The organism is Enterococcus sp. DIV0840 (assembly GCF_050527835.1).
GTDB classification, from domain to species: domain Bacteria; phylum Bacillota; class Bacilli; order Lactobacillales; family Enterococcaceae; genus Enterococcus_L; species Enterococcus_L ureasiticus.
In genome coordinates this window covers 472,607-497,681 of sequence record NZ_CP172876.1, presented here as the reverse complement: position 1 = coordinate 497,681, position 25,075 = coordinate 472,607, and the positions used below count along the sequence as shown (strand labels likewise).

At 35.4% G+C, this 25,075-nt stretch carries 19 protein-coding genes; 3 read left to right on the top strand and 16 right to left on the bottom strand.

The features are described from left to right. Window positions 1-3: 3 nt before the first annotated feature. The 13 genes from IGL98_RS02420 to rpsL form a co-directional block, all read right to left on the bottom strand. Window positions 4-2,328, bottom strand: a complete 2,325-nt coding sequence (locus IGL98_RS02420) for a VirB4-like conjugal transfer ATPase, CD1110 family (protein WP_206911559.1) — start codon at window positions 2,326-2,328, stop codon at window positions 4-6. A gap of 62 nt (window positions 2,329-2,390) precedes the next feature. Continuing rightward, window positions 2,391-2,690 carry a PrgI family protein gene (locus tag IGL98_RS02415; RefSeq protein WP_206846246.1) on the bottom strand — a complete coding sequence of 100 codons (300 nt, stop codon included), beginning with the start codon at window positions 2,688-2,690 and terminating at the stop codon, window positions 2,391-2,393. Window positions 2,691-2,705: 15 nt separating this feature from the next. Then, window positions 2,706-3,530, bottom strand: a complete 825-nt coding sequence (locus tag IGL98_RS02410) for a hypothetical protein (protein ID WP_206846248.1) — start codon at window positions 3,528-3,530, stop codon at window positions 2,706-2,708. A 59-nt stretch (window positions 3,531-3,589) separates the two neighbouring features. After that, on the bottom strand, window positions 3,590-3,817 hold the full coding sequence (locus IGL98_RS02405) for a hypothetical protein (protein WP_206846250.1): 228 nt from the start codon (window positions 3,815-3,817) through the stop codon (window positions 3,590-3,592). A gap of 288 nt (window positions 3,818-4,105) precedes the next feature. After that, the gene (locus IGL98_RS02400; RefSeq protein ID WP_206911558.1) at window positions 4,106-5,860 is read right to left on the bottom strand and encodes a VirD4-like conjugal transfer protein, CD1115 family; all 1,755 of its coding nucleotides are present in this window, start codon (window positions 5,858-5,860) and stop codon (window positions 4,106-4,108) included. A gap of 105 nt (window positions 5,861-5,965) precedes the next feature. Further along, the gene (locus tag IGL98_RS02395; RefSeq protein ID WP_206911557.1) at window positions 5,966-8,293 is read right to left on the bottom strand and encodes a MucBP domain-containing protein; all 2,328 of its coding nucleotides are present in this window, start codon (window positions 8,291-8,293) and stop codon (window positions 5,966-5,968) included. A gap of 34 nt (window positions 8,294-8,327) precedes the next feature. Continuing rightward, complete coding sequence (locus IGL98_RS02390) at window positions 8,328-12,455, bottom strand: hypothetical protein (RefSeq protein WP_206911556.1); 4,128 nt, start codon at window positions 12,453-12,455, stop codon at window positions 8,328-8,330. Between the two features lie 214 nt (window positions 12,456-12,669). Next, window positions 12,670-12,996, bottom strand: coding sequence for a hypothetical protein (locus IGL98_RS02385; RefSeq protein WP_206841203.1), 327 nt, complete (start codon window positions 12,994-12,996; stop codon window positions 12,670-12,672). Between the two features lie 247 nt (window positions 12,997-13,243). After that, complete coding sequence (locus IGL98_RS02380) at window positions 13,244-14,710, bottom strand: helix-turn-helix domain-containing protein (RefSeq protein WP_206911555.1); 1,467 nt, start codon at window positions 14,708-14,710, stop codon at window positions 13,244-13,246. Window positions 14,711-15,204: 494 nt separating this feature from the next. Then, complete coding sequence (tuf, locus tag IGL98_RS02375; protein ID WP_069645950.1) at window positions 15,205-16,392, bottom strand: elongation factor Tu; 1,188 nt, start codon at window positions 16,390-16,392, stop codon at window positions 15,205-15,207. Between the two features lie 139 nt (window positions 16,393-16,531). Continuing rightward, window positions 16,532-18,619 carry an elongation factor G gene (gene fusA, locus IGL98_RS02370; protein WP_206841206.1) on the bottom strand — a complete coding sequence of 696 codons (2,088 nt, stop codon included), beginning with the start codon at window positions 18,617-18,619 and terminating at the stop codon, window positions 16,532-16,534. A gap of 82 nt (window positions 18,620-18,701) precedes the next feature. Then, complete coding sequence (gene rpsG / locus IGL98_RS02365; RefSeq protein WP_010761695.1) at window positions 18,702-19,172, bottom strand: 30S ribosomal protein S7; 471 nt, start codon at window positions 19,170-19,172, stop codon at window positions 18,702-18,704. A gap of 56 nt (window positions 19,173-19,228) precedes the next feature. Further along, a complete protein-coding gene (gene rpsL / locus IGL98_RS02360) occupies window positions 19,229-19,648 on the bottom strand; it encodes a 30S ribosomal protein S12 (RefSeq protein ID WP_206841208.1) in 420 nt (139 codons plus the stop codon). Between the two features lie 529 nt (window positions 19,649-20,177). Between rpsL and rpiA the strand changes: the two genes are divergently transcribed. The 3 genes from rpiA (at window position 20,178) to gpmA (ending at window position 22,469) form a co-directional block, all read left to right on the top strand. Next, window positions 20,178-20,855: a ribose-5-phosphate isomerase RpiA gene (rpiA, locus tag IGL98_RS02355; protein ID WP_206841210.1), complete on the top strand. Its 678-nt coding sequence runs from the start codon at window positions 20,178-20,180 to the stop codon at window positions 20,853-20,855. A 130-nt stretch (window positions 20,856-20,985) separates the two neighbouring features. Further along, window positions 20,986-21,573, top strand: coding sequence for a recombinase family protein (locus IGL98_RS02350; protein ID WP_206841213.1), 588 nt, complete (start codon window positions 20,986-20,988; stop codon window positions 21,571-21,573). A 209-nt stretch (window positions 21,574-21,782) separates the two neighbouring features. After that, the gene (gpmA, locus tag IGL98_RS02345) at window positions 21,783-22,469 is read left to right on the top strand and encodes a 2,3-diphosphoglycerate-dependent phosphoglycerate mutase (protein ID WP_010766239.1); all 687 of its coding nucleotides are present in this window, start codon (window positions 21,783-21,785) and stop codon (window positions 22,467-22,469) included. A 48-nt stretch (window positions 22,470-22,517) separates the two neighbouring features. On the opposite strand, the gene IGL98_RS02340 is transcribed toward gpmA, so the two are convergent. The 3 genes from IGL98_RS02340 to deoD all read right to left on the bottom strand — a co-directional run bounded on the left by IGL98_RS02340 (window position 22,518) and on the right by deoD (window position 25,051). Next, window positions 22,518-22,853 (bottom strand): hypothetical protein, encoded by a 336-nt coding sequence (locus IGL98_RS02340; protein WP_206911554.1) that lies wholly within the window; start codon window positions 22,851-22,853, stop codon window positions 22,518-22,520. 33 nt (window positions 22,854-22,886) lie between these two features. After that, complete coding sequence (locus tag IGL98_RS02335) at window positions 22,887-24,077, bottom strand: iron-containing alcohol dehydrogenase (RefSeq protein ID WP_206841218.1); 1,191 nt, start codon at window positions 24,075-24,077, stop codon at window positions 22,887-22,889. A gap of 266 nt (window positions 24,078-24,343) precedes the next feature. Then, entirely contained in the window at window positions 24,344-25,051 is a 708-nt protein-coding gene (deoD, locus tag IGL98_RS02330) for a purine-nucleoside phosphorylase (RefSeq protein WP_206911553.1), read from the bottom strand. Between the last annotated feature and the right edge of the window lie 24 nt (window positions 25,052-25,075).

The following is a 25,075-nucleotide window of genomic DNA, read 5'->3' as shown; positions in this document are numbered from 1 at the left end:
TTCTCACTCCGCTTCTCCAGGCTTCGTAGACATCATTTTGTATAGTTGCGTCTCTTTAGGGAAACGATCAAAAAATGGTAATGTTGTCTCACCAAATATCATTAATCCTGAACCCTCATCTGTATTGACCATATATTTTTCTTGCTCTTCTGAGATATCAAATAACCGCACTAATTGCTCTCTATCTGATTTTGCCTGATTCAGCATCATAACAAAATCACTATTTGAAAGCATTCTTCTAGCTAAATCAGATAATAGAAGGGTTTCAACATTCTGAGTAATCCCAGTAGGAATTGCCCCCCATTTTCTAGCTCGGCTCCATAGTTCAAAAAAGTAAGTTGCTGAATACTCATTTGTAAATAACAACTGCATTTCATCTATATATAGCCAAGTTCGAACGCCCTCTAAACGGTTTTTAGTAATTCGATGCCAGACTTGATCCAAAACAACCAGCATTCCCATTGTTTTTAATTGTTGTCCTAAATCTTTAATGTCATAAACCACTAAACGCTTGTTTATATCAACATTTGTCTCATGAGAAAAAACGGATAGGCTTCCTTCAATGTAAATTTCTAAATCAATAACTAACTGTTGTGCTTCTTCTTCTTTTTGCTCTTTTAAAACATTAAAAAAGTCGATCAACGTCAGTGTTCTATCCCCTTCGATCCCTGCTATTTCATAAGCACGACGACAAGAACGGTCGATGATAGTTTTTTGTGCTGAAGATAAGCCCAATGAACCGCCAACGATTAAATCAAAAAGAGACAGTAAAAATTCGGATTTCAAAACAACAGGATCAATATCGTCTCCATAATTATCACTGATATCCATAGGGTTAATATGGCTTTTAGAGTCACCAGAGATTTTAACGATTTCACCTTCAAAATTTTCTGCCAAAATAGAGTATTCTCTCTCGGGATCAATAATAATTATTTCATCTTCTGTATCTCGTAGAATTACATTAACGATTTCACGTTTCACGGAAAAACTCTTACCAGAACCTGGTGTCCCTAAGACAAATCCATTTGGTGCTTTCAGGTTTTTGCGATCAATAGAAATAATATTTTTTGTAATCGAATTTACGCCATAATACTTCCCATTATTCTGAATCAGTTCAGGAATCGTAAACGGCATAAAAATAGCAGTACTAGCTGTAGTAAGCGTACGTGAGCTAGGTATCAAATTAATTCCAAGCGGCAAGACGCTATTCAAGCATTGTTCCTGAATGTAGTCGAATACTAAAAACTTGAACCCAAAGCGTCGTGCAACAGCTGAAATATCTTCATCGATTTCATCTAATTGTTTTTTACTATCACCAGAAATGTGAGTGGTTGCTGTTATTGAAAATAATTTTTGTCCTTTATTTTGTAAATCATCCAACAACTCTTTCGCTTCTGATAACGAATAAGATAAATCGTAGGGTAGCATTTCAAAATCGTAGCCGTTTTTCAACGCCGTTTTCTGTTCGTCTACTTTTTGTTGCTCCATAAAAGCCAGCTTTGTTCTGACTAAATCAAAGGCCTCTGCTTGATCTAACGGTTTAATAAATAAGGAGATGGTTAGTTCTTTAGGTATTTCTATCAATTCAGATAAAAACGTATCTGATAATTCTGCAGGATAACCAGCCATATACAAAATACGCGAATACTTATCTCCGATTTTTATATGTTTTTTATGATCTTTAAATTCAATTTGGTCTGGTAAAAACATATCTTTTGAATTTTCTTCAATGTTGTCTGATTCTTCTATTTTCTTCTTTGTAAAAACATTCGAGAATAGTTGTAGTCGCTCTTGACCATTTAATATATGAGACTCTGAACCTATTTTACGTATATATGTATCGAATCTTTCTGCAAGAGCATCCAATTCTTTTTGTGCATGTTCTAATTTTTCGTATTTCTGTGTAAACGTAAAGATAATTCGTTTTCTGAAGCCATTACGTTCTTCTGCAATTTTTCCAGCAACAATCTGATTCATTTCATCTCGATATGATTGAAAATTATCCTCTCTTGAAGGATAAAAGACCATTTCTTCTACTTCCGACATCGAACGTTTACTTTTTTGCAAAGTGAGTTGAACGTCTGTTTTTTCTCCTAATGAATTTAAAAAATCACAGTATTTTGTGAAGACACCTAGTTGAAATTCATTTGACGATAACTGATAGTTAATATCTTTCACTTCAACTGAAATAGAATAGCTGTTATTCAATATTTTGCATAAACCATTTTTATACATTTTTTCATATTGAATACAGTTGCCTATACTATACTTATTCTTTTTTTTGGACATCACGTTTTTTTCTTTCTTATTCAAACGTTTCAGTTTCATTTAATTTCTCCTTAGAGTTACTTATAGTAAAAAAAGGAAAGAGACCTTCCTTTTCAAACCTATTATTCTTTTGTTCTTTTCCCTGGTGTAAAATGATACTTCAAAAAATTTCCCAAATATATTTTAAAAGACAGTCCATTCTTTCTAAACCAACCAAATGATACGATCGGTAATGAACAAAGAATCATTAACCAACTTACAATTTCCATGCTCATTCCAAGAACTTTAATAAAAATTATGCCGATTAGTATGTTGACTACAATAGCTATGCCTACGCTCATTAATTGTTTCATACTAAGCCCTGCAATAATTTTTTCTTTGTATTCTTTAATTTCTTTTGGGACTCTCACTTCAACTGCCATTTGTAGTTCCTCCTTCTAATTTGCAGAAACCAACATTTTGGCCCATCCTTTTGTTTTGTTGATTGAAAATAATAATGCAATCATATACACTGTCATCCCTAAAATAATTCCCCACATACCATTTGCTTGACTTTCCAAAATAGTCGAGAAGATAATTGGATATATGATTAAAACTAGGCCAATAAAACATGATTGTAGCCCCGTTGCTGCAAAATTTTTAAAAAAGCCTTTAGACATAGCTGAAAATTCCTGACTAGGCAATGCTCCCATTGGTATTGGAGCCATAGCACAAAAAACATAGAGCTCTAAAAAACGAATATAAATTGTAACTTGAACAAGAACACGAACAACTAATGCTGCTAAAAACATGACAGCCATCACTAGTAGTACGACTAATTGTTCCCACCAGCTTAAATTAGACACTGCCGTATTGATCTGTTTATACAAATTAACGATTGAACCTGAGGAACCTGTTTGAAGGATTTTCGACGTCAACCCTCCTGTTATGGCTATAATACCATCCAAAATAAGTTGGATTTTGAGAATGACAACATAACAAATAATAAATTTTATGAAGGCTTTAATAATCATTTCAAATCCTAATGTAGGCGCTCCGCCTGCTCCTTCTACTTTCATAGAAATTTTCTGGAATTCCAATAAAATAAAAATCGAGAGCAATGCTAATGCCACTGGTCCGACCACCGTAGTTTGCAATTCAATTACTAATCTATATGCCGCTGCCATATATTCACTTAAATTAAGGCTTAAAATACTTTTTAAATCTTCACCATTCAAGTAGGTCATAATAGTGTCGAACAGTGTTAAAATAGCAGTTTTCAATTATTCCCCTCCAACATTTATCTATTCTGTTTACTACAAAATTCCTTGTCCAGCTCTGCTTACTTCAATAAAGCCGAAACGTCGATTGACGAAGAAAACCAACCTGCAGCGACTAAAATCAATCCGCCACCAACAATTTGCCAGATTCCTTGCTGTAATTGCGGTCCGTTTTTATCTTTCAAAGCTCCCGCAAGAATCACTGTTCCCCAAATCAACCAAAGTCCTCCTCCAGCAAGTGTAAATTTCGAAATTAATTCAAATACGTTTTTTAACAAGTTTGCATCCATTAATAAAACCCCTCTCTTATTTTTAAACAATTAAATACTTAGTACATGACAGTCCCTCTCTAAGTATGTACGCATAAAACAGAATGTCCTAACAATTCTTTTAATAGTCATTCTTAAAAATGCGGTGCCACTTCCCTATGAAAAGTCCTTGATTCAATGAAGGAAATCTCTACTAGAAAAGCAACTCTCAAGTAATTATTATTCTATCACAGTCAAACTGCCTGACATTTTCACTTTTTCCATAAAAAAGAATTTTTAGTTTCTACATTTAAAAGCTACTTCAAATTACTAGCTTTCTTCTTCTACTAACTGTTCCTCTAGTTCGCTAGATTCAGATATGGAGCGTTCATACCAGTATTCCTCTGTCACGTCTCCTAATTTTTTGTAATTTTTATGTTTTTCAAGATTATATTTTTCAGAAAGAAATGGAGCTACTCCTCTGACTTTTAAAATACATTGTTGACCTTTTAAGCTGGCCACCTCATCTGGATCCATTAAGTTTCTGCCTAATTTCTGATAACTTTCACTAAAAGAACCATTTGCTCCTTTGGTCACACTAGTATTTTTTTGTTCAATTGTTTCTTTCCCTAATAATTTAGAAATATACTCATGGGTACTTTGTTCCATTCCGCCAAGATAGAGAAATGTGTCGCTAGTTCCCATGATCGTCTCCCATGTATCTTTATATAAGTTTTTCAGCTGACTGATATTTTGTAAAATAACATTTGTAGATATTTCACGACTTCGAATAACCGAGATAACCTTTTCAAAATCAGGAATCTGTCCAATATTGGCAAACTCATCTAAAATGCATCGAACATGTACAGGTAAGCGCCCTTTGTATACCGTATCTGCTTTATAAACCAGCATATCAAACAACTGCTGATACATCATACTCGCTAAAAAGTTAAAACTTGTATCGGTATCTGATAAGAGGATATACAGGATCGTTTTTTTATCTCCAATGGTATCCAACTCCAAAGTATCCTGTGCTACTAAATTTTTAATACTTGGGATATCAAATGGAGAAAGACGCACACCCAGACTTACTAGAATGCTTTTAGTTGTTTTATTTCCTGATAGTTTAAAGATTTTAAACTGTGATACTGCAAAATTAGTTGGATCTTTTTCCTCAAGCTCTTGAAATAAGATGTCTAATGGGCTGACATAACCTGGAACATCTTCTGGGACATCTGCTAATCTGACTAGCTCGACCACATTTGTTAATGTCTGATCTTCTTCAGTGACTTCTTGTAGTAAATAACTAAAAATAGCCATTAGCAATGCCGTTTCAGCTTTCTCCCAAAAATCATCTCCACCTTTTTTGTTCGAATTAGTGGTGTTTTTTATTAAATTGGTAACTATTTTTAAAATGTCATCTTCGTTTCTAATGTATTTAAATGGATTGTACTGATGGGTTTCTTGACGATTAATCAAATCGAAAATTTTAATTTCATAGCCTGCTTCTTCGAACATCTTTCCAGTTTCGCTTAGTAACAAGCCTTTTGAATCACTGACTACATAAGATGAATGCATTTGCATCAAATTAGGTTTTACAAAGAATCTTGTTTTACCACTCCCTGCGCCTCCGACAACGACTATGTTTTTATTTCGATTAAAATTATCATGTCTTGTGATTTTCATCCTACCGGATAACGATAGCTGTTCTGTTCTTGTTAATAGAATATTAAATACTTTGGTCTTATCTACAAATGGCAGTATATCTTTTCTTTGCCCCCATTTGGCACTTCCATATTCTTCTTCTGGACGACGATTTTTTTTGTCAAATAAACTGTAAAGAATCACAAGTCCATAAACAATTACCGGAATCAAACCGTATAAAAGCGTTTTTGATGTATATTCAAAAATGAATGTTCCTTCGGTGACTTCTTTTATAATTTGATCAACTGCCTTCAAAAAAATGGCAACACTATCTTTCCCTTGCTCTTTGTAACAAATCACAGTGATTCTATTTCCTATGTATAATAAGACACTACTGACTAATCCATTGATTAAACTTAAATAGATAATTCTATTTTTCACACTATATTCCTTCCATTTCTACATTCGGTTAAAACAATAGTGAGACAGAAAATATTCAAATCTGTCTCACTCGTTATTTTACCGATTTTTTATTTATACTTTAGTTTATTTCGTTTCTGGTTTCTTTTTTACAACTAGGGAAATTGAACAGATAACTAACAATAGCCCCATTAGAGAAACTAGCAAACTACCGTGTTCTCCTGTTTTAGGCAACGTTTTTTTTGTTTTTTGTTTTGCCGTTGTTGTTGCTTTTTTATTAGAATCAGCAGGTGTTTTTTTCTTAGAATCAACAGGCACTTTTTTATAAACGTACGTCACTTCTTGGTTATCAAGGGTATAGGTTCCTTTGATTTTCCCTTTAATTTCTTTCACTTTCCAACCAGAAATAGTTTCAGCTTTCGTTGTATAGGTTTTGCCATATAATCCTTGATGACTTATTGAAGCATGTAATGGATTGCCTAGTTCATCTTGATGGTGAACAATCACTTCTCCACCTTGAACTCGTTCATATACATAAATGACTTCTTCGGCTTTATCACTATAAACACCCTGTGCTTCACCTTGGATTTCTTTTACTTTCCACCCTGTAATCATTTCTTCACTAGTCTCGTATGCTTCTCCATACAGCCCTTGATATTTGGAAGGTTTATGCAATTCATTTCCTTCTCCATCCTGATGTTTAACTGTCACGTCTCCACCTTGAGCTCGTTCATACACATACGTAACTTCTTTGCTCTCAAGATCGAACATTCCATCAGCTTCGCCTTGGATTTCTTTTACTTTCCACCCTTGAATGGTTTCAGCTTTTGTTTTATACGTCTCTCCATACAATCCTTGTTGACTTATTGAATCATGCAATGGATTGCCAAGCTCATCTTGATGGTGAACAATCACTTCTCCACCTTGAACTCGTTCATATACATAAATAACTTCTTTGGCTTTATCTGTATACACGCCTTGTGCTTCGCCTTTGATTTCTTTTACTTTCCAACCTGTAATCATTTCTTCGCTAGTCTCGTATGCTTCTCCATACAGCCCTTGATGTTTGGAAGGTTTATACAATTCATTACCTTCTCCATCCTGATGTTTAACTGTTACGTCTCCACCTTGAGCTCGTTCATACACATACGTAACTTCTTTGCTCTCAAGATCGAATATTCCGTCAGCTTCGCCTTGGATTTCTTTTACTTTCCACCCTTGAATGGTTTCAGCTTTTGTTTTATACATCTCTCCATACAATCCTTGATGACTTATTGAATCATGCAATGGATTGCCATGCTCATCTTGATGGTGAACAATCACGTCTCCACCTTGAACTCGTTCATATACATAAATGACTTCTTTGGCTTTATCTGTATACACGCCTTGTGCTTCGCCTTTGATTTCTTTTACTTTCCAACCCATAATTTGTTCCGCATTGGTTGTATAGCTTTCGCCTTGAAAACCACCATGCTTGACTGGTTTTTCAAGTTCATTTCCTTGCTCATCCTGATGCTTAACGGTCACATCTCCACCTTGAATTTGAGCTCTGTACAAAAACTCAATAAGATAAGAACCATTTACTTGTTTCTCAATCACTCCAGATAAAGAAGAGCTGTTCTCACTTGCTCCTTTTGAAAAATAGCCGGTAATTTCAGGTTGTTTTATATCATATTGGGTTCCTACTTCATACTTTTGGCTTTCCGTTGGTCGTATAGATTGACCCTTTTCATCTAAATATTTAATGGTCATGGTTTCATCTACAATAGCAGGAACATTAACGACATTATCATCTGGCGATATAGTCACGGTTGCAACAACCATTGCAGGATTGTCTTGCGGATTACTTGGCGCAACGACTGTACTTCCTAATAATATATTATCAAAGTGAAAATATATCGGATAGTTAGATTTAGAACTTTCTTTCAAACGCCGAACGACCACATTGAGCGTGGCTGTCGTTCCAGTTACTGAATACTCTGAATTCACAGAAACTTCTTCAGAATCGGTGGCATTTGTTAGGTGAGTACTGAAGTTCTTTATACCGAACTCACCGCGATACTTCTCGTGATTTCCGTAGTACATCTTAGTATAAAACGGAACACCCATCCATTCATTTCCTGCGATTCTTGCAATCCAATCTCCGCCATTTCCAGATGCAATAGAATAGGTTGGAAAAGAAACGCTAAATTTAATTTCACTGCCAACTTCTGAACCAAGTCGGGGAGGCTTGATGCCCGCAAAAGCTGAATTTAGATTTTTATCAAATGTGCTTCTACCGTTTTTGACTAATTCTTGTCGTAATTCAGCAGTTAAATATGCTCTTGTTGCTCTAGATGCAACTGCATCATTCGTTGCTTCAACCTCTTGTGCATAAATACTGACAGGTGTTAACAATAAGTGACTACTAAATAAAACTACTGTCATAATCAATGGCAACTTCTTTTTTATCATTCTGTTTCTCCTAACTTTTTTTGTACTGATTTTTTTAACTAACTTCTCGAGCTTGCTCTTGTGTTTTTTTGGGTTGTTCACGCTTGTTTGTTTGTTCAGCTTTTTTTATGGCATCACCTGTTATTTGTTGGAAATCAGATTGCTTCGTCGGAGTTTCCTTAGCGTTTTCCAAAACAGAAATTGTTTTTTTCGGTTCTTGTGGACTTTCAGATTGTATTTTGGTCGCTTTAGTGACTAACGTATACCCCAAATCATCGTGTTCTATTTCCTGCTTAGAATTTTTTTTATCGTAATCCACTGGTATCGATTCATAGAGTGATTGACCTAAACTACTGACTTTGTTTTCATTATGGACATTTCTTGTATCCTCTATTGTTGCATAATCCAGCTCTGACTTTTTGCTTTCTTTGTCAGGTGTATTGTCTCGCTCAGATAGCTGAATATTATTTTTGTTTTTTTCTGTTTCAAGGTTAATGAGCTCTTTTCCTTGTTCTTTTAGCTCAGTTTTTTCCGGCTCATTTATTTTCTTAGCTAAATAATTTTCAGCTTTTTTAACAGCATATTTATCAACTAGTTGCATTCCAATTCCAACAGCTGCTCCCATTAAAGCCACGGTTCCCATCGTTAATACCCCAGATATAATTGCTGGCGCAGTAGCTGCTGTAAGTATCGGTATAAAGACAGCTGGCATCAGGGCTACACCTAAAGCACCTACAATGGCAGTTACACCAAATGTAATTGCTAGCCGTTTCCAGTTATTTTTAAAGAATTTTACTCCTCGATTTTGTTTTTTCTGTTGCGTTTGTTCTTGTTCTTGCGTATGCTCTTTTTGTAATTCTCCCGTTGAACGTTCTCGTTTTTTTGCTTTGGCTTTCGCACGCTGCTTCGCTCTATAATTAATAAATTTCGGAATAAAGTAAGCTGCATTAATCGCTAAATACGTCAATATAACTGCCGGTAGTACATAAGCAGCTAATTGGAATGGTAAAATCATTGTTATCCACGTTGAACATAGCGGCCAAGTGAATAATGGCCAGAAGTTCATTAAGAACCTTACACTTCTTACACCTCGATGCATCCATTTGTACCGATTTTTTTTATTGTCTTTTTGCAAATCGAGCTCTGGCTCTTCCTTATCCGCTTCTTCGGATATAGCTGACTCTGATAACGTTTTGAGCTCCTTATCACTGGTGTCACGTAATTGTGTCATTTTTTCGTTATTCTGTATTATCTCCTCTTTCATTTGAGGAACCGTCAGAGTCGTTTTATATAGCGGATCGCCTTGTAATGCCTTAATACCTTCGATTTCAGAGACTAGTTCAAATTTTTTATTTTTGATTTCTTGAATATCCAAGTCATCCAGATTGTTTCCAACTGATTGTTTCTCAGCTAAATTTAGAATTTCTTGTTGTGCTTGATATAAATTCAAACGACTGGACAATAATTCACTTTGGACTTTACTATGGTTATTTGCTAGACTATCTCTTTTATTTTCCAGATCTGCTATTCGACTTAGTTGCTGTCCAGTATGATCATTATCCTGCTTGGCAATTTCATTATTAAATACTTCAACTTTTTTTGCGTTCTCTTCCATCTCAGCTGTTACTTGCTCAAACGACAATTCACCTTGACTCACTGGATTTTCTTTTAATTGCTTGATTTCTTGTTCTATAAAACCAGACTTTTGAGCGATCTCAACTCTTTGCTGCTCATTTTCTCTTAGGTTTTCTTCTGTATTCAGGTAAGATATTGGTATCCCATTAGCAATCTGTTGTTCATTCACTTCATTTTCCAGCTTATTTCCATGTATCGTTAAACCCAGAACCTTTTCCTTACTTGCAAAGCTATTCAGTTCTGTCGTTAAAACATTTAAGCGTCTATCAAAAAGTTTTTGTAAATGCTCTGGATTCAGAGTTTCTGTTTGCATAGAACGACTTATTTTATTTGATTTTTCTTGTGTATTTTGTTGGATCAGCTGAGCTGTTTTTTTCTGATTTTCTTGAATTTCTTGTTTCATCTGAGGTGTGGTCAACTTTTCTTTATATCCCGAATCATTTTGCAATCCTTGGATCTCACCAATTTTAAAAGCAAGCTCAGCTTTTCTATTTTTGAGAGTTGGATTTTCTTGGCTGTTTAGAATATCTTGTGTCTCTTGTTTTCCTGTATTCGGTCCCTCAACTGGAATTGGGTGTTCTGAAGCAATAGTGTTATTTACTCGTGTTCCCAGCAGTTCTTGTTCTGCTTTGTATAACGCTAAACGGCTGGTCAGTAATTGGCTTTGAACCGCTCGGTGATTATTATTTAAACCATCCAGTTCACTCTGAAGAACTTTTATTTGTGCTAGTTTTCTTGACGTATAGTCGATTCCGTAGTTCGCAGCTTCATCTCGATAATACGCCATCTTTTTGTCATTTTCAGCTATTTCTTGGCTTACTTGCTCAATCGTCAAATCGGATTGAGTTGGCTGATTGTTTAGTCTATTGATTTCTTGACTTACAAAATCTTTTCTTTGTAAGATTTCTTCTTGGGTTTGCCCACCTAAAGTTAATTGTCCAAATGCTGATGGGTATGGAGGAGTCATTCCATTTTCTACAGCAGCCTGATTTATTTGATGTTCAATTAAGTGGCCCTTATTTTCTAAATCTAACGCACCTTTTCTAATTCCTAAGCTTATTATTTCACTACTTAGAACATTGAGTCGACTTTCATGCAACTGCATGTTTGCTTCAATTTTTTCTATACTGCTGTCTAGGTTTTTTATTTCTTTGTTTAAAGTAGCAATTTGGGTATTTTGTTGGCTATTCTGATTTAGTTCTTCTGTTTTTTGAGTATTTTGCTGAAGCTCAGTGAGCATTAATGTCGCAGAAGAGGACTTAACATCATCATTTCCTCGTTGATTTTTTATCTCATCTGTAATTTTTTGGTAATTATTATTTGCCTCTTCTTTTTTTTCAGCAATCGCCGCATACTCATTCTTTAATTGATTTATATTTGTTTCGGTTTGAGTATATTGGCTTTTAAAATTCCCTTTTTTAGCTAAATCATTGATTTTTTGACGTTTTTCTCCTATTTCAATTTGTAGTTTTGCTTGTTGTAATTGCATACTTCTATCTTCAATTTGAGCTAAGTAAAGCTGTTTTCGACTAACTAAAAGTTTTCTGTACAGCTCTTGATTTGTTTGTCGTGAACCAATCAATTCAGTAAAATTGTTCGTTATCACTTCAATTTTTTGAATAAAAACATTTTTTTCGATGGATAAATTAAAATTTGTTGTTAAATAGTCATCCCGATTATAAATCCGAACAACACGTTTACCAATCTGATCTATTAGACGAACATCTTCAATGATATTTTTAAGCTCTTCTGTTTTAGCATGATATTCTTTACCCAACAAACTGATTTTTTTGTTATTCCCTTGAATATCAGTTCTTGTTTTGTCAAAATATAGTTTCAATTCTTTTACGGATTTGCCTTTATCAAGAACTTCTTTTTTGTCAGTGTTAGCATTATCAAATTGCCTTTGTGCTTCGTTTATCAATTGTTTATTTTTATCAACGAAGTTGTCGATTTCATTTCCTACTTTTTCCAATTTATCGACTTTCGGAGCAATCTTTTTTTCCACTAATTCTTTACGAATTTGTATAAATCGTTTACTTATCTTATTCAGCTCAGTTTCAATATCTTTAACTTTCCTGGCCTCAGATATTCTATGTTTGTACAAAGTAAATGCACTGTGAGTATACTCTTGCTTTCTCTGAGCTTCTGATAACGATTTATCTTTTAGGAAATCATCGTATACAGGGGTTTGTTTGTGTGTTTCTACTAATTTTTTTTCTTTGTTGAGTTGTTCTTCTAACGTTAATCCTTCGCTTCTTAATTTAGCTTGCTCTATTTCTAGTCCTTCTAATGGCCTGGCGTTTAGCCTAGCTAGTTCTATTTCAGCATTAACAAGTTTCATTTTGTTTTTGTTCAAATTTACAGATGTGGCAATATTTTTTTTTCTTAATTGCACAACAAGTTCAAAATAATAATTAAGTTTTTCGCTTGCTTTTTCAGGTGAATATTCATTTTCCATCTCAGAAAAAATATTTTTTTCTGTACCTTTAATAGCATTAATATTAAAATTCGCTTGGCCAAAATATTCTGTCAACTTCTCTTTCATCTACTCACCCTTTACCTTGTTTTTATTAAACGCAATCTTCTTCCAACAAAATAAAAATAGGTCAGTTAAGAAAGAAGAAGAAATTCACACGAATTATTTTCAAAATTCCTATAAATTTCAACTTATTCCTAAAATCACTACTTTTCCTTCATTTATTGAATGGATCAGATACTGAAAAAATGAACGCTTTACAAGTTACGCCATCCTACAATTCTTACCTAACTCGATTAGATTCAGATACGCGTTCCATGCAACTTCTTGAATTAGAAATATTCATTTTAAAAACTTTATTACTCCCTATCTCTTTTACTGATGCTCTATGAGGGTTTTCTTTCCCTCGCCAGTATGATTTTTTTTGAGGGGTTCCTTCAACCCTTGAATCTGTTGTATCACCTTTTTTACATGCTTTAGAATACTTATAAATAGTCAGTGGTAATAGTAAAGTAAATTTTAAAACCATGTACGTAACTACTAAAGCTGTTTTTATTACCTGAAACAATCCATAAAACAAACAGAATATCATCGATGCTTCTTGTCCCATTTTTTTCTCTCCTCACTAATTTTAGGTTATATTTATAATAATCTGAATTAACTAATTCTTTCTTTTCCTTTTTTCTTTTTCAAGAAATAATTGACATATCCCATTTGTATCAGTATGTTTCTAACTGTTTAACCTTATTTTCTCCATGGAAAAAACCTCGAATAACCAGAAAATCTAGTTTACTCGAGGATCAACTATACTAATATAATAATGAAATGATAACTAAACAATATAATGCATTTTCAAATTAAGAATAAAGAACTTTATCAAAATTCTCCCAGAACAATGCTGTCGGAATTTTTGATAATTTAAGAAAATCTGACGAGAATTTTTTGGGGTTTAATTCTGATTCGGATAAAACCATATCATATTGATTAATGTATCCATAATCTGAAATTGTATCTTCAATATGAATGTCTATTTTATTTAAAAAGGGATATCTGCGAGAAATTAATTGTTTATACATCTTTCCTAAAGACACACTTTCATCGGAAATAATCAAAATAGTTTTCTTTTTCAAGTTAGGTTCTATCAAATCTAACATCCGTTCTTCAAGCATAACAATTTTGATTAACAATTCCTTGTACAATGATTTGTTTTGTTTAAGTTGCTTTGATAATTTTGATTCCTGTATACACTCTTCAAATATCTCTGTTAAAATGGGACTTTTTTGTTTAAGCTGATGATAAAAAATATCATGATAGTTAATTTGAAAGCTATTTATAAACCATTGAAATTGTAAAAATCGAAATATTTCGTAGTGTAAATTATCATTACATGTGTTTTCAAGGTTTAATTTTTTAAATAGTTGTTTCAAGAAAACACCAACTGCCTCATACTCTTTTTTTTCTTTTACAGTTAGGGTTTTAACATCCAATTCATTTTGACACAACCAAGCAACCTTGAATGGAAGCACATCATTGACATTCCGTTCATTCAATACAAAACCATATCTCTTACCTAATTCGGGACTTAAAACAGTAAAATTTTGGAGAATATCTATTATTTTACGAACAATTTTTTTATTTTCCGGAATTCCTCCATCTGCTTTTTCAAAATAATAATGTCCATTGCTTACTCGAATAAGAGCAGCCATAATAAAAAAGATCGTTTCTATATAAACTGAAAGGTGCTGCTTCGGAGCTTTTAGTTTTTTTAAACACTTTAAAACTCCCTCCTGAAGTAAGGAATATTGCGGGAGACATTCTTTATTATAAATTTCTAGAAACATTTGATAAAAAAATTGTCTTATCGAAAGTTCATTACCAGTAACCATCAATTTAGGGGTAATTATAATTTCAATATTATACTGTGATTGTTTAAAAAATTGATTCCAACGTAATACATTTCTTCTTATACTGGTTTCACTTAAAAAAATTTTTCCACCTAACTCTTTTAACGTTGGTTCATTAATATAAATCTCTTTTAATGCTGATACTGTTACTGAGGAATTTAATATTTTTGCATATAAATCTCCCATACTCATATTACTTGGTGTATGCAAATATAAATGCTTATATTCATCAATTTCAATTCGAGCAGGCTTATAAAATGAATTGAATTCCTGTATGTCTGCGTAAATCGTTTTATCTGTTACACCCATTTTTGCAACAATAATATCCATACTTGAATTATTCATATTCAGTAAAGTTATGAGTTCCATATATCTGCTGATTTGTTTTTCTAGAATCTGCTTCTCTCCAATTCCTTTCATATGTTTCAACCACTCCTTTGATCGCAATTAGAAGATCTCACTATGACACTTTACTATATATAAGAAAAACACATCTGTCATTTATTTCTAAAGAAAAGAAAAAAATGATTCAAAAAAAAAGAATAATATGATTTATACTTTTTTTGTGTAATACTAAAAATAATTAACAACACAGAGATATAATTTAACAATCTTATGTAAAGTATTTTAATGTAAAAATATTTGATTTTTATTAAATATTTTTTATTTAACGCCTTAAAAACCATTTTTTCGCTTGAATACATACGCAATTTCACCAACCCAAAACTTTACAATTTCTTTATTTCAGCAACATAGAAAAAATAGGATGCACAGATATAATTTATCCATATTCCAACTCCAAATTCATTGGGAAAACAAAAAAAAGCCGAAGGGAAATTCCCTTCGACTTACGTCCGAGTACGCCGATGTTTTACGTCGGTTTTATTTCTTTATATTAAATCGTTAAATTTAAATTATTTAGTGATTTCAGAAACAACGCCTGAACCAACAGTACGTCCGCCTTCACGAATAGAGAAACGAGTTCCGTCTTCGATAGCGATTGGGTGGATTAATTCAACGTCCATTGCAACGTTATCACCAGGCATTACCATTTCAGTACCTTCTGGTAATTCAACTACACCAGTTACGTCAGTTGTACGGAAGTAGAACTGAGGACGGTAGTTAGTGAAGAATGGAGTGTGACGTCCGCCTTCTTCTTTTGATAAAACATAAACTTCAGCTTTAAATTTTGTGTGTGGAGTGATTGAAGCAGGTTTTGCCAATACTTGTCCACGTTCGATATCTTCACGTGCTACACCACGTAATAAAGCACCGATGTTATCGCCAGCTTCAGCGTAGTCTAACAATTTACGGAACATTTCAACACCAGTAACTGTTGTTTTAGCAGTATCTTCTTTGATACCAACGATTTCGATTTCGTCACCAACGCGAACTTCTCCACGTTCAACACGGCCTGTAGCAACAGTACCACGTCCAGTGATTGAGAATACGTCTTCGACTGGCATCATGAATGGTTTGTCAGTATCACGAGTTGGAGTTGGGATGTACTCATCAACTGCAGTCATTAATTCCATGATTTTTTCTTCGTATGAAGCGTCGCCTTCTAAAGCTTTCAAAGCAGAACCAGCGATAACAGGAGTGTCGTCACCTGGGAAATCGTATTCTGATAATAGATCACGAACTTCCATTTCTACTAATTCTAATAATTCTTCGTCATCTACCATATCCATTTTGTTTAAGAAAACAACGATGTATGGTACACCAACGTTACGTGATAACAAGATGTGCTCACGAGTTTGAGGCATAGGACCATCAGCAGCAGATACTACTAAGATAGCTCCATCCATTTGTGCAGCACCAGTGATCATGTTTTTAACGTAATCCGCGTGTCCTGGGCAATCCACGTGGGCATAGTGACGAATATCAGTTTCATATTCGATGTGAGAAGTGTTGATTGTGATACCACGTTCTTTTTCTTCTGGAGCGTTATCGATATCAGCATATGATGCAGCATCTCCGCCACCGTGTTTAGCTAACACAGTTGCAATTGCAGCAGTTAATGTAGTTTTACCATGGTCAACGTGTCCAATAGTACCAATGTTTACATGGGGTTTAGAACGGTCAAATTTTTCTTTAGCCATTTTAAATGTTCCTCCTAAAATATATGAATTTTATTTTATTTGATAGATAGTGACAACTACCTGATCATCTTTAATTAGTTTAACCGAAATCGGTAGAAAATCCTAGTCATAAATAAGCATGTACTTATTTTCTTAACTATTATGCGTTGTTTCCGCCATTTTTCTTGATGATTTCTTCTTGTACAGATTTTGGTACATCTTCATAGTGGTCAAAGACCATCATAAACGTACCGCGACCTTGTGTTGCTGAACGTAATGTTGTAGCGTAACCGAACATTTCAGCTAGAGGCACCATCGCGTTAACGATTTGTGAGTTACCGTGTGCTTCCATACCTTCAACACGTCCACGACGACTTGTAACGTGTCCCATGATATCACCTAAGTAATCTTCTGGTACAGTGATCGTTACTTTCATCATTGGTTCTAAAATTACAGGCATTGCTTTTTTAGCAGCCGCACGTAGTGCCATAGAAGCAGCTACACGGAAGGCTGTTTCATTTGAATCGACATCATGGTATGAACCATCGTAAAGTTTTGCTTTAATATCAACTAATGGATATCCAGCAAGAACACCGTTGTTCATAGATTCTGCCAAGCCTTTTTCAACCGCTGGGATGTATTCACGAGGAACCACACCACCGACGATAGCATTTTCAAATTCAAAACCTTTACCTTCTTCGTTTGGTGTAAATTCAACCCAGACATGTCCGTATTGACCTTTACCACCAGACTGACGTACAAACTTACCTTCTGCCTGAGTTACAGGAGCACGGAAAGTTTCACGGTATGATACTTGTGGAGCACCAACGTTTGCTTCAACCTTGAACTCACGTCTCATACGGTCTACTAATACGTCTAAGTGCAATTCACCCATACCAGAGATAACTGTTTCACCAGTTTCAACGTTTGTTTCAACGCGGAATGACGGATCTTCTTCTGCAAGTTTTTGCAGAGCGATACCCATTTTATCTTGGTCAGCTTTTGATTTAGGTTCAACAGCTACTTGGATAACCGGTTCTGGGAACTCGATTGATTCAAGAATAACTGGTGCATCCATCGCACATAAAGTATCACCAGTTGTTGTATCTTTCAATCCAACAGCGGCAGCAATATCTCCTGAATACACTTTGTCGATTTCTTTACGTGTATTCGCGTGCATTTGAAGAATACGACCGATACGTTCTTTTTTGTCTTTAGAAGCGTTCAATACATATGAACCACTTTCAAGGACACCAGAATATACACGGAAGAATGTTAGACGACCAACGAATGGATCCGTCATAACTTTAAATGCTAATGAAGCAAAAGGTGCTTCGTCATCAGCAGGACGAGTTGTTTCTTCGTCTGTTTTAACGTCGATCCCTTTGATTGCTTCGATATCTAGTGGTGATGGCAAGTAATCAAGAACTGCATCAAGCATTAATTGAACACCTTTATTTTTAAAGGCAGAACCAGCCATTACTGGGAAGAATTCAACGTTGATCGTTGCTTGGCGGATACCCGCTTTTAATTCTTCATTTGTAATTTCTTCACCATCAAGATATTTCATCATTAGGTCTTCATCAGTTTCAGCAACAGCTTCAACTAATTTTTCACGCCATTCAATTGCTTGTTCCATATATTCTTCTGGAATTTCAGTTTCTTGAATGTCTGTACCTAAGTCATTTGTATAGATTTCAGCTTTCATCGTAATTAAATCGATGATCCCTGTAAAGCTATCTTCTGCACCAATTGGTAATTGGATTGGATGTGCATTTGCTTGTAAACGATCATGTAATGAGTTTACAGAGTATAAGAAATCCGCACCGATTTTATCCATTTTATTACAGAAAACAACACGAGGAACTTTGTATTCAGTTGCTTGACGCCAAACTGTTTCAGTTTGAGGTTCCACACCTGATTGTGAATCAAGAACGGTTACAGCACCATCTAATACACGTAGTGAACGTTGAACTTCAATAGTGAAATCCACGTGTCCTGGTGTATCGATGATATTTACACGGTAACCTTTCCACTCTGCAGTTGTCGCAGCAGATGTGATGGTAATACCACGTTCTTGTTCTTGTTCCATCCAGTCCATTTGTGATGCACCTTCGTGCGTTTCACCAATTTTATGGATTTTACCAGTATAGTACAAAATACGCTCTGTTGTTGTTGTTTTACCCGCATCAACGTGAGCCATAATACCGATATTACGAGTGTTTTCTAACGAAAATTCTCTTGCCATTCTAGGTTGTTCTCCTCTCTTTATTTAAATCGATTGTAAAGTGACTGTCTGCTGTAAAGTTAAATTACATACAGAGAGGATCTTACCAACGATAATGTGCAAACGCACGGTTAGCGTCCGCCATTTTGTGTGTGTCTTCACGTTTTTTAACAGAAGCACCAGTGTTATTGGCAGCATCCATGATTTCTTTCGCTAGACGTTGTTCCATTGTATGTTCACCGCGTAGGCGAGCATAGTTAACAACCCAACGTAAACCTAAAGTTGTACGACGTTCTGGACGAACTTCAACTGGTACTTGATAGTTAGAACCCCCAACACGGCGAGCTTTTACTTCTAGTACAGGCATAACGTTTTTCATTGCTTGCTCGAAAACTTCCAATGGATCGTTACCTGTAGATTCTTTGATGATATCAAATGAATTATAGATGATATTAGCAGCAATCCCGCGTTTCCCATCAACCATTACACGGTTGATCAAGCGAGTTACTAATTTTGAGTTATAAATTGGATCTGGTAAAACATCGCGTTTTGTAACAGGACCTTTACGTGGCATCCGTAACTCCTCCTTCCGAAAATTCTTTATTATATAAGACCTTATTGATTGTCAAATTATTTAGCAGCTTTAGGCATTTTAGTACCATATTTAGAGCGGCTTTTTTTACGATCTGTAACACCGGCTGTATCAAGCGCACCACGTACGATATGATAACGTACCCCTGGTAAATCTTTTACACGTCCACCGCGTAATAATACCACGCTATGTTCTTGTAAGTTATGACCAATACCTGGGATATAAGCTGTTACTTCGATTAAGTTAGACAAACGAACACGGGCATATTTACGTAAAGCCGAGTTAGGTTTTTTAGGTGTCATTGTTCCCACACGAGTACAAACCCCACGCTTTTGTGGTGAGTTTACGTTCGTTTGAGATTTCTTAAAACTATTATATCCTTTGTTCAACGCTGGTGAATTAGATTTCTCCACCTTTGATTTACGAGGTTTACGTACTAATTGATTAATTGTAGGCATTCCTTGTTTCCTCCTTCCTCATTTCGCATCTAGTTCCACACATCCAGGTGGTTCTTTTTTAGCGATAAAAAATAATGCAATCTCTGCACTCATTATCAAATATGCTTCGATAGACAGTCAGCACGTCTCCAACGAGAGACCTGTAGATAAAGCACCTTTGATAGCATATCATGCCATAATTCGTTTGTCAATCTCTTTATTCCAAAAAAACATTGCTCATTGTGCTATTTATTTGCTTCGTTTTTCACCAAAATATGTTCCTCGTAAAACAACACAAGTTACTCCAGTTAAACAATATTTTTTCGACCATATTCTACCACCAATGATGAAAATCTACTATTATTTATATGGAACAATGACAAAAACAATCTCTGACACCCCCCCCCTTGCGATATCACAACTTATAATGTCTATTTCATTAAATAAATTTAGGATTAAAAATCTGATTAAACCCATTCAATCGGCTATCTTTTTTGATTGCTTGCATGTATTATATTTGTGTGAGAGTTGAATAGAGAGGATGTTTATATTGAATCTTAAACAAATGGCAGGAATCGAAGCAGCAAAATATGTAGAAGATGGTATGATCGTAGGTTTAGGAACAGGATCTACAGCGAAATTTATGGTGGATGAAATCGGCCGCCGCGTGAAAGAAGAAGGTTTATCGATCGTTGGTGTCACCACATCAAAAGAAACTGAGCGCCAAGCATTAGCGTTAGGTATTCCTTTAAAAGGGATTGACGACGTTCCTTATGTCGACTTGACGATTGATGGAGCAGATGAGATCAGCGAAGATTTCCAAGGTATCAAAGGTGGCGGTGCTGCTTTATTATTCGAAAAAATCGTCGCGTCGTACTCAAAAAAATGTATTTGGATCGTTGATGATTCGAAACTTGTAAAAAAACTTGGTAAATTCCCATTGCCTGTCGAAGTTGTTCCTTACGGTAGCCAACAACTGGTTCGTTTATTCGAAGAAAAGGGGTATGCACCTGTTTTACGTACAACGTCTACTGAAGAAACATTGGTCACTGATGGCGGTCATTATATCATCGATCTTCATTTAGAAGAAATCACTGACCCCATCGCTTTAGGTAGTTATTTAGACCAGTTAGTTGGTGTCGTTGAACATGGATTATTCCTTAACATTGTTTCAACTGTGATCGTCGGCGGAGAAACAGGTCCCAAAACCATCCACGTACCAAAATAGAAAATTATTTGAAGACGATTTGAAAAGAAAGAATAAGATTAAAGAAAGATAAAAAAACAGCTATCATTTCATCCGTTTATATGCTACATTTTTAGTATCCTATTTTACTTTTTACTAGAAAGGACGAACGATGAAAATAATTGGTTATGCACGTACAACAATCACTGACAATGATTTAGATGCTCAGATCAAAATCTTATCTGACTTCGGTTGCGACGAAGTTTATCATGAATCTTTCGACGTCACAAATGACACTCCTCCCATCTCTGAGCTTGAGACTGTTCTCAACAGTTTAGAAGCGGGCGACACCTTAGTCATCTGCCGTTTAAACCGTTTAGGACGCTCTACACGTCAACTGACTGAGCTGACACAAACGTTCAAAGGCTCCGGTATTCATCTAGTCAGCCTAGATGAAGAAATCGACACTCGCCATCCAATGGGGGAAATTTACTTCAAGTTAATGAATGGTTTGGCAACGATGGAATGCGATCTAATCACGGAGCGTACTTTAATCGGATTGAACAATGCCCGAAAAAAAGGCAAGATCGGTGGTCGGCCTAAAATAGATACAAAAAACGTAAAAAAAATCCGACACTTATATCACGAAAAGAAGGAAACAATCCAATTTATTTCTTCAAAATGCAATGTTTCTGTCGGAACTTGCTACAAATACATCAATTTATCTGAAGCAGATATTGCTAAGATTTCTCAAGAGTAGCCAGAGTAATTCTCCAGAAGAGTGCAGTCACTAGGCTGCACTCTTCTTATTTGTTTCACTTCACCCAGATTAAGCTAGCGTAACCGAACTATACTAGCTAGCATTTCCAGTATTTTTTACTAATTTACAATGGAAATCTATTTTAAAACGGTGTACAATAGAACAGGAAATGAAAGTTTCAGAAACTACAACTCAAAGGAGAGCTATACATGCCAAAATTAGTATTTTCTCGTCATGGACTTAGTGAATGGAATGCGTTGAATCAATTTACAGGTTGGGCTGACGTAGATTTAGCACCACAGGGTGTTGAAGAAGCAATCGAAGGCGGCCGCAAAATCAAAGAAGCTGGAATTGAATTTGATGTAGCGTATACTTCTGTATTAACTCGTGCTATCAAAACATGTAACTTACTTTTAGAAAACTCAGATCAATTATGGGTTCCTCAAATCAAATCTTGGCGCTTAAACGAACGTCATTATGGTAAATTGCAAGGTTTAAACAAACAAGAAACTGCTGAAAAATACGGAGATGACCAAGTACACATTTGGCGTCGTTCTTACGATACTTTACCTCCATTGATGGAAGCAACTGATGAAGGTTCTGCAGCAAATGATCGTCGTTATGCAATGCTAGACCAACGCGATATTCCTGGTGGAGAAAACTTAAAAGTTACTTTAGAACGTGCTTTGCCATTCTGGCAAGACGAAATCGCACCCGCTTTATTAGACAACAAAACTGTCTTAGTAGCAGCTCACGGTAACTCTTTACGTGCTTTAGCAAAACATATTGAAGGTATTTCAGATGAAGATATCATGGATCTTGAAATCCCAACAGGTCAACCACTTGTTTATGAATTAAACGATGACCTAACAGTAGCTAAAAAATACTACTTATAAAAAAAATTAAGACTCCTGAAACTGGAAAGTTTCGGGAGTCTTTTTTACTTATTTCTCTAAATAATCTTTTAAGTGCTGTAGCCAATTTGCGATAGCTTCCCGCTGTGTTACAAATTCAAAATCAGACATATTATAGTGCACATAATATTGTCCATCCACCAAACGTACCATGATCGAGGATCTCACTTCCTCTTGTAACGCATCTTTTTGTAACTCTTCACGGTAAAATATCCAACTTGTAGTTAAAACATCGTTAGATACTTTCAAATCAGTGCGAATAATCTGGCTGACCATTTCAATTAAATCTGGTTGTTCTATATCTTTGAAATAAGCATACCAAAGCGTTCGATTTTCGGAATATGTTTCATCAAACAACTGCTTCATAGAATTATTCCCTTCTCAAGTAGTTCATTTTAGTTACGCAAAACTAGATTCCGTTAAACATGCTCGATAAATTGCTTCAACATCTGATTCTGTTAAAGGAACAAAGGCATCTGTTTTGATTGTACTGTGGGCTACAGCTTGTTTGGCCATCTCTCCAAATTTTTCCTCATCGATCCCAACAGCTAGTAATGTCATAGGAATATCGCACGCTTTGAAGAAATCATATGTTGCTTGAATCCCTTTTTTCGCTGCAAGCATTGGATCTTCTTCAACAATTCCCCAAACATTATGAGCAAACTGAGCAAATTTAGTCACTGTTTTTTCAGAAAGAACATATTCCATCCAACGTGGTGTTAAAATAGCTAGCCCAATCCCGTGAGTAATATCAAAAAAAGCACTTAGTTCATGTTCCATCGCATGACATGACCAAACACCGTGTTTGCCGTTTCTCGTCAATCCATTCAATGCTAAACTACTTGACCACATCAAATTGGCACGGGCATCATAATTGTCAGGTGTAGAAAGTGCAATCGGACAATTCTTAATGACCGCACGCATCAATCCTTCTGAAACAAAGTCTTGTACATCTGTCCCTTCCGTTATGTTGAAATAACTTTCAAATAAATGACTTAAGATATCAGCAGAACCTGCAGCTGTTTGATAAGCTGGTACAGTAAATGTCGTGGTCGGATCCAAAAATGAAACTTTCGGCATCATTGCGGGTCCACCAACGCCTAATTTTTGGTTTGTTGCTAAATTTGTGATGACAGCTCCGATATTCATTTCACTGCCAGTTGCTGCTAAAGTTAAGATTGTAACAATCGGTAAAGCAGCACCTTGGAATCCTTTGCGTCCTACTATAACTTCCCAAGGGTCTTCATCACTGTAAAAGCTCGCTGCAATCACTTTAGAACAATCAATCGTTGAACCACCACCTACAGCTAAAATTACATTCACATCATTTTCACGGCATAACGCTACACCGCGCCTAACTGTTTCGATACGAGGATTCGGTTCTACACCACTCAATTCAATCACTTTATTTTGATTTTTTTCAAGCAAGTTGATGACTTGTTCATATAACCCATTTTTCTTGATACTACCGCCACCGTAAACTAACAGTACATTTTTGCCGTAAGTATTTAGCACATCCGTCAACTCTGTTGCCAAACGGTCTTTCCCAAAACGAATATCTGTCGGTACATAAAATCTAAAATTATCCAATTTTTATTCCTCCATTCAATTTAGGTTTCGTATTCTATGATAGAACAAGATCTCTGAAACGTCTCTTGTTTTGCTCTCAGTAAATAAAGAGCGTGGGACAAAACGAAAAATCAGTTTTGTGTCACGCTCTAAATCCGAATAAACGGCGAGAAAAAAGCAACTCCTTCAAAAATAAGCTGAAATTCATAAAAATTTGAAGAGCAATTTTCGTGAATTCCCTCTTATTTCTTGGAGCTAAACACTTTTGTCTCGGCCTCTTCTGATTATTAAATATTGATCGCCGTTTCCAATCCTACTTCGATCATATCATTAAATGTTGTTTGACGTTCTTCAGCAGTTGTTTCTTCACCCGTTACCAAACTATCACTAACGGTCATGATCGCTAACGCTTGTACATCAAATTTTGCTGCTAAATAATATAATGCCGCAGCTTCCATCTCGATTGCTAAAACGCCTAATCTACCTAGCTCAAAAACGCCGTCCATACTATCTTTATAAAAGACATCATCAGACAAAACATTTCCTACATGAGTAACAAAGCCTTTTTCTTTTGCTGTTGTATATGATTTCAACAACAAATCGAAATCAGCGATTTGCGGAAAATCATATTTAGGGAAATCATTACGAATCATTGAAGAAGGTGTCGCTGCCGCTTGAGCGATCACTAAATCTCTCACATGGACTTTCTCAGAAATCGAACCGCAAGTACCGACACGAATCAATTTTTTCACATCATAAGAATTGATTAATTCATGGGCGTAAATAGTTGCAGAAGGCATCCCCATCCCAGTCCCTTGGACAGAAACTCGTTCACCTTTATAGGTCCCTGTGTAGCCTAACATCCCTCTTACTTGATTGTAGCATACTGGATTTTCTAAAAATGTTTCGGCAATGTATTTCGCACGTAACGGATCTCCCGGTAATAAAATTTTATCTGCTATTTCACCTTGTTTTGCTTCGATATGAACACTCATATTTTTTCTCCTTTATAATAAAAC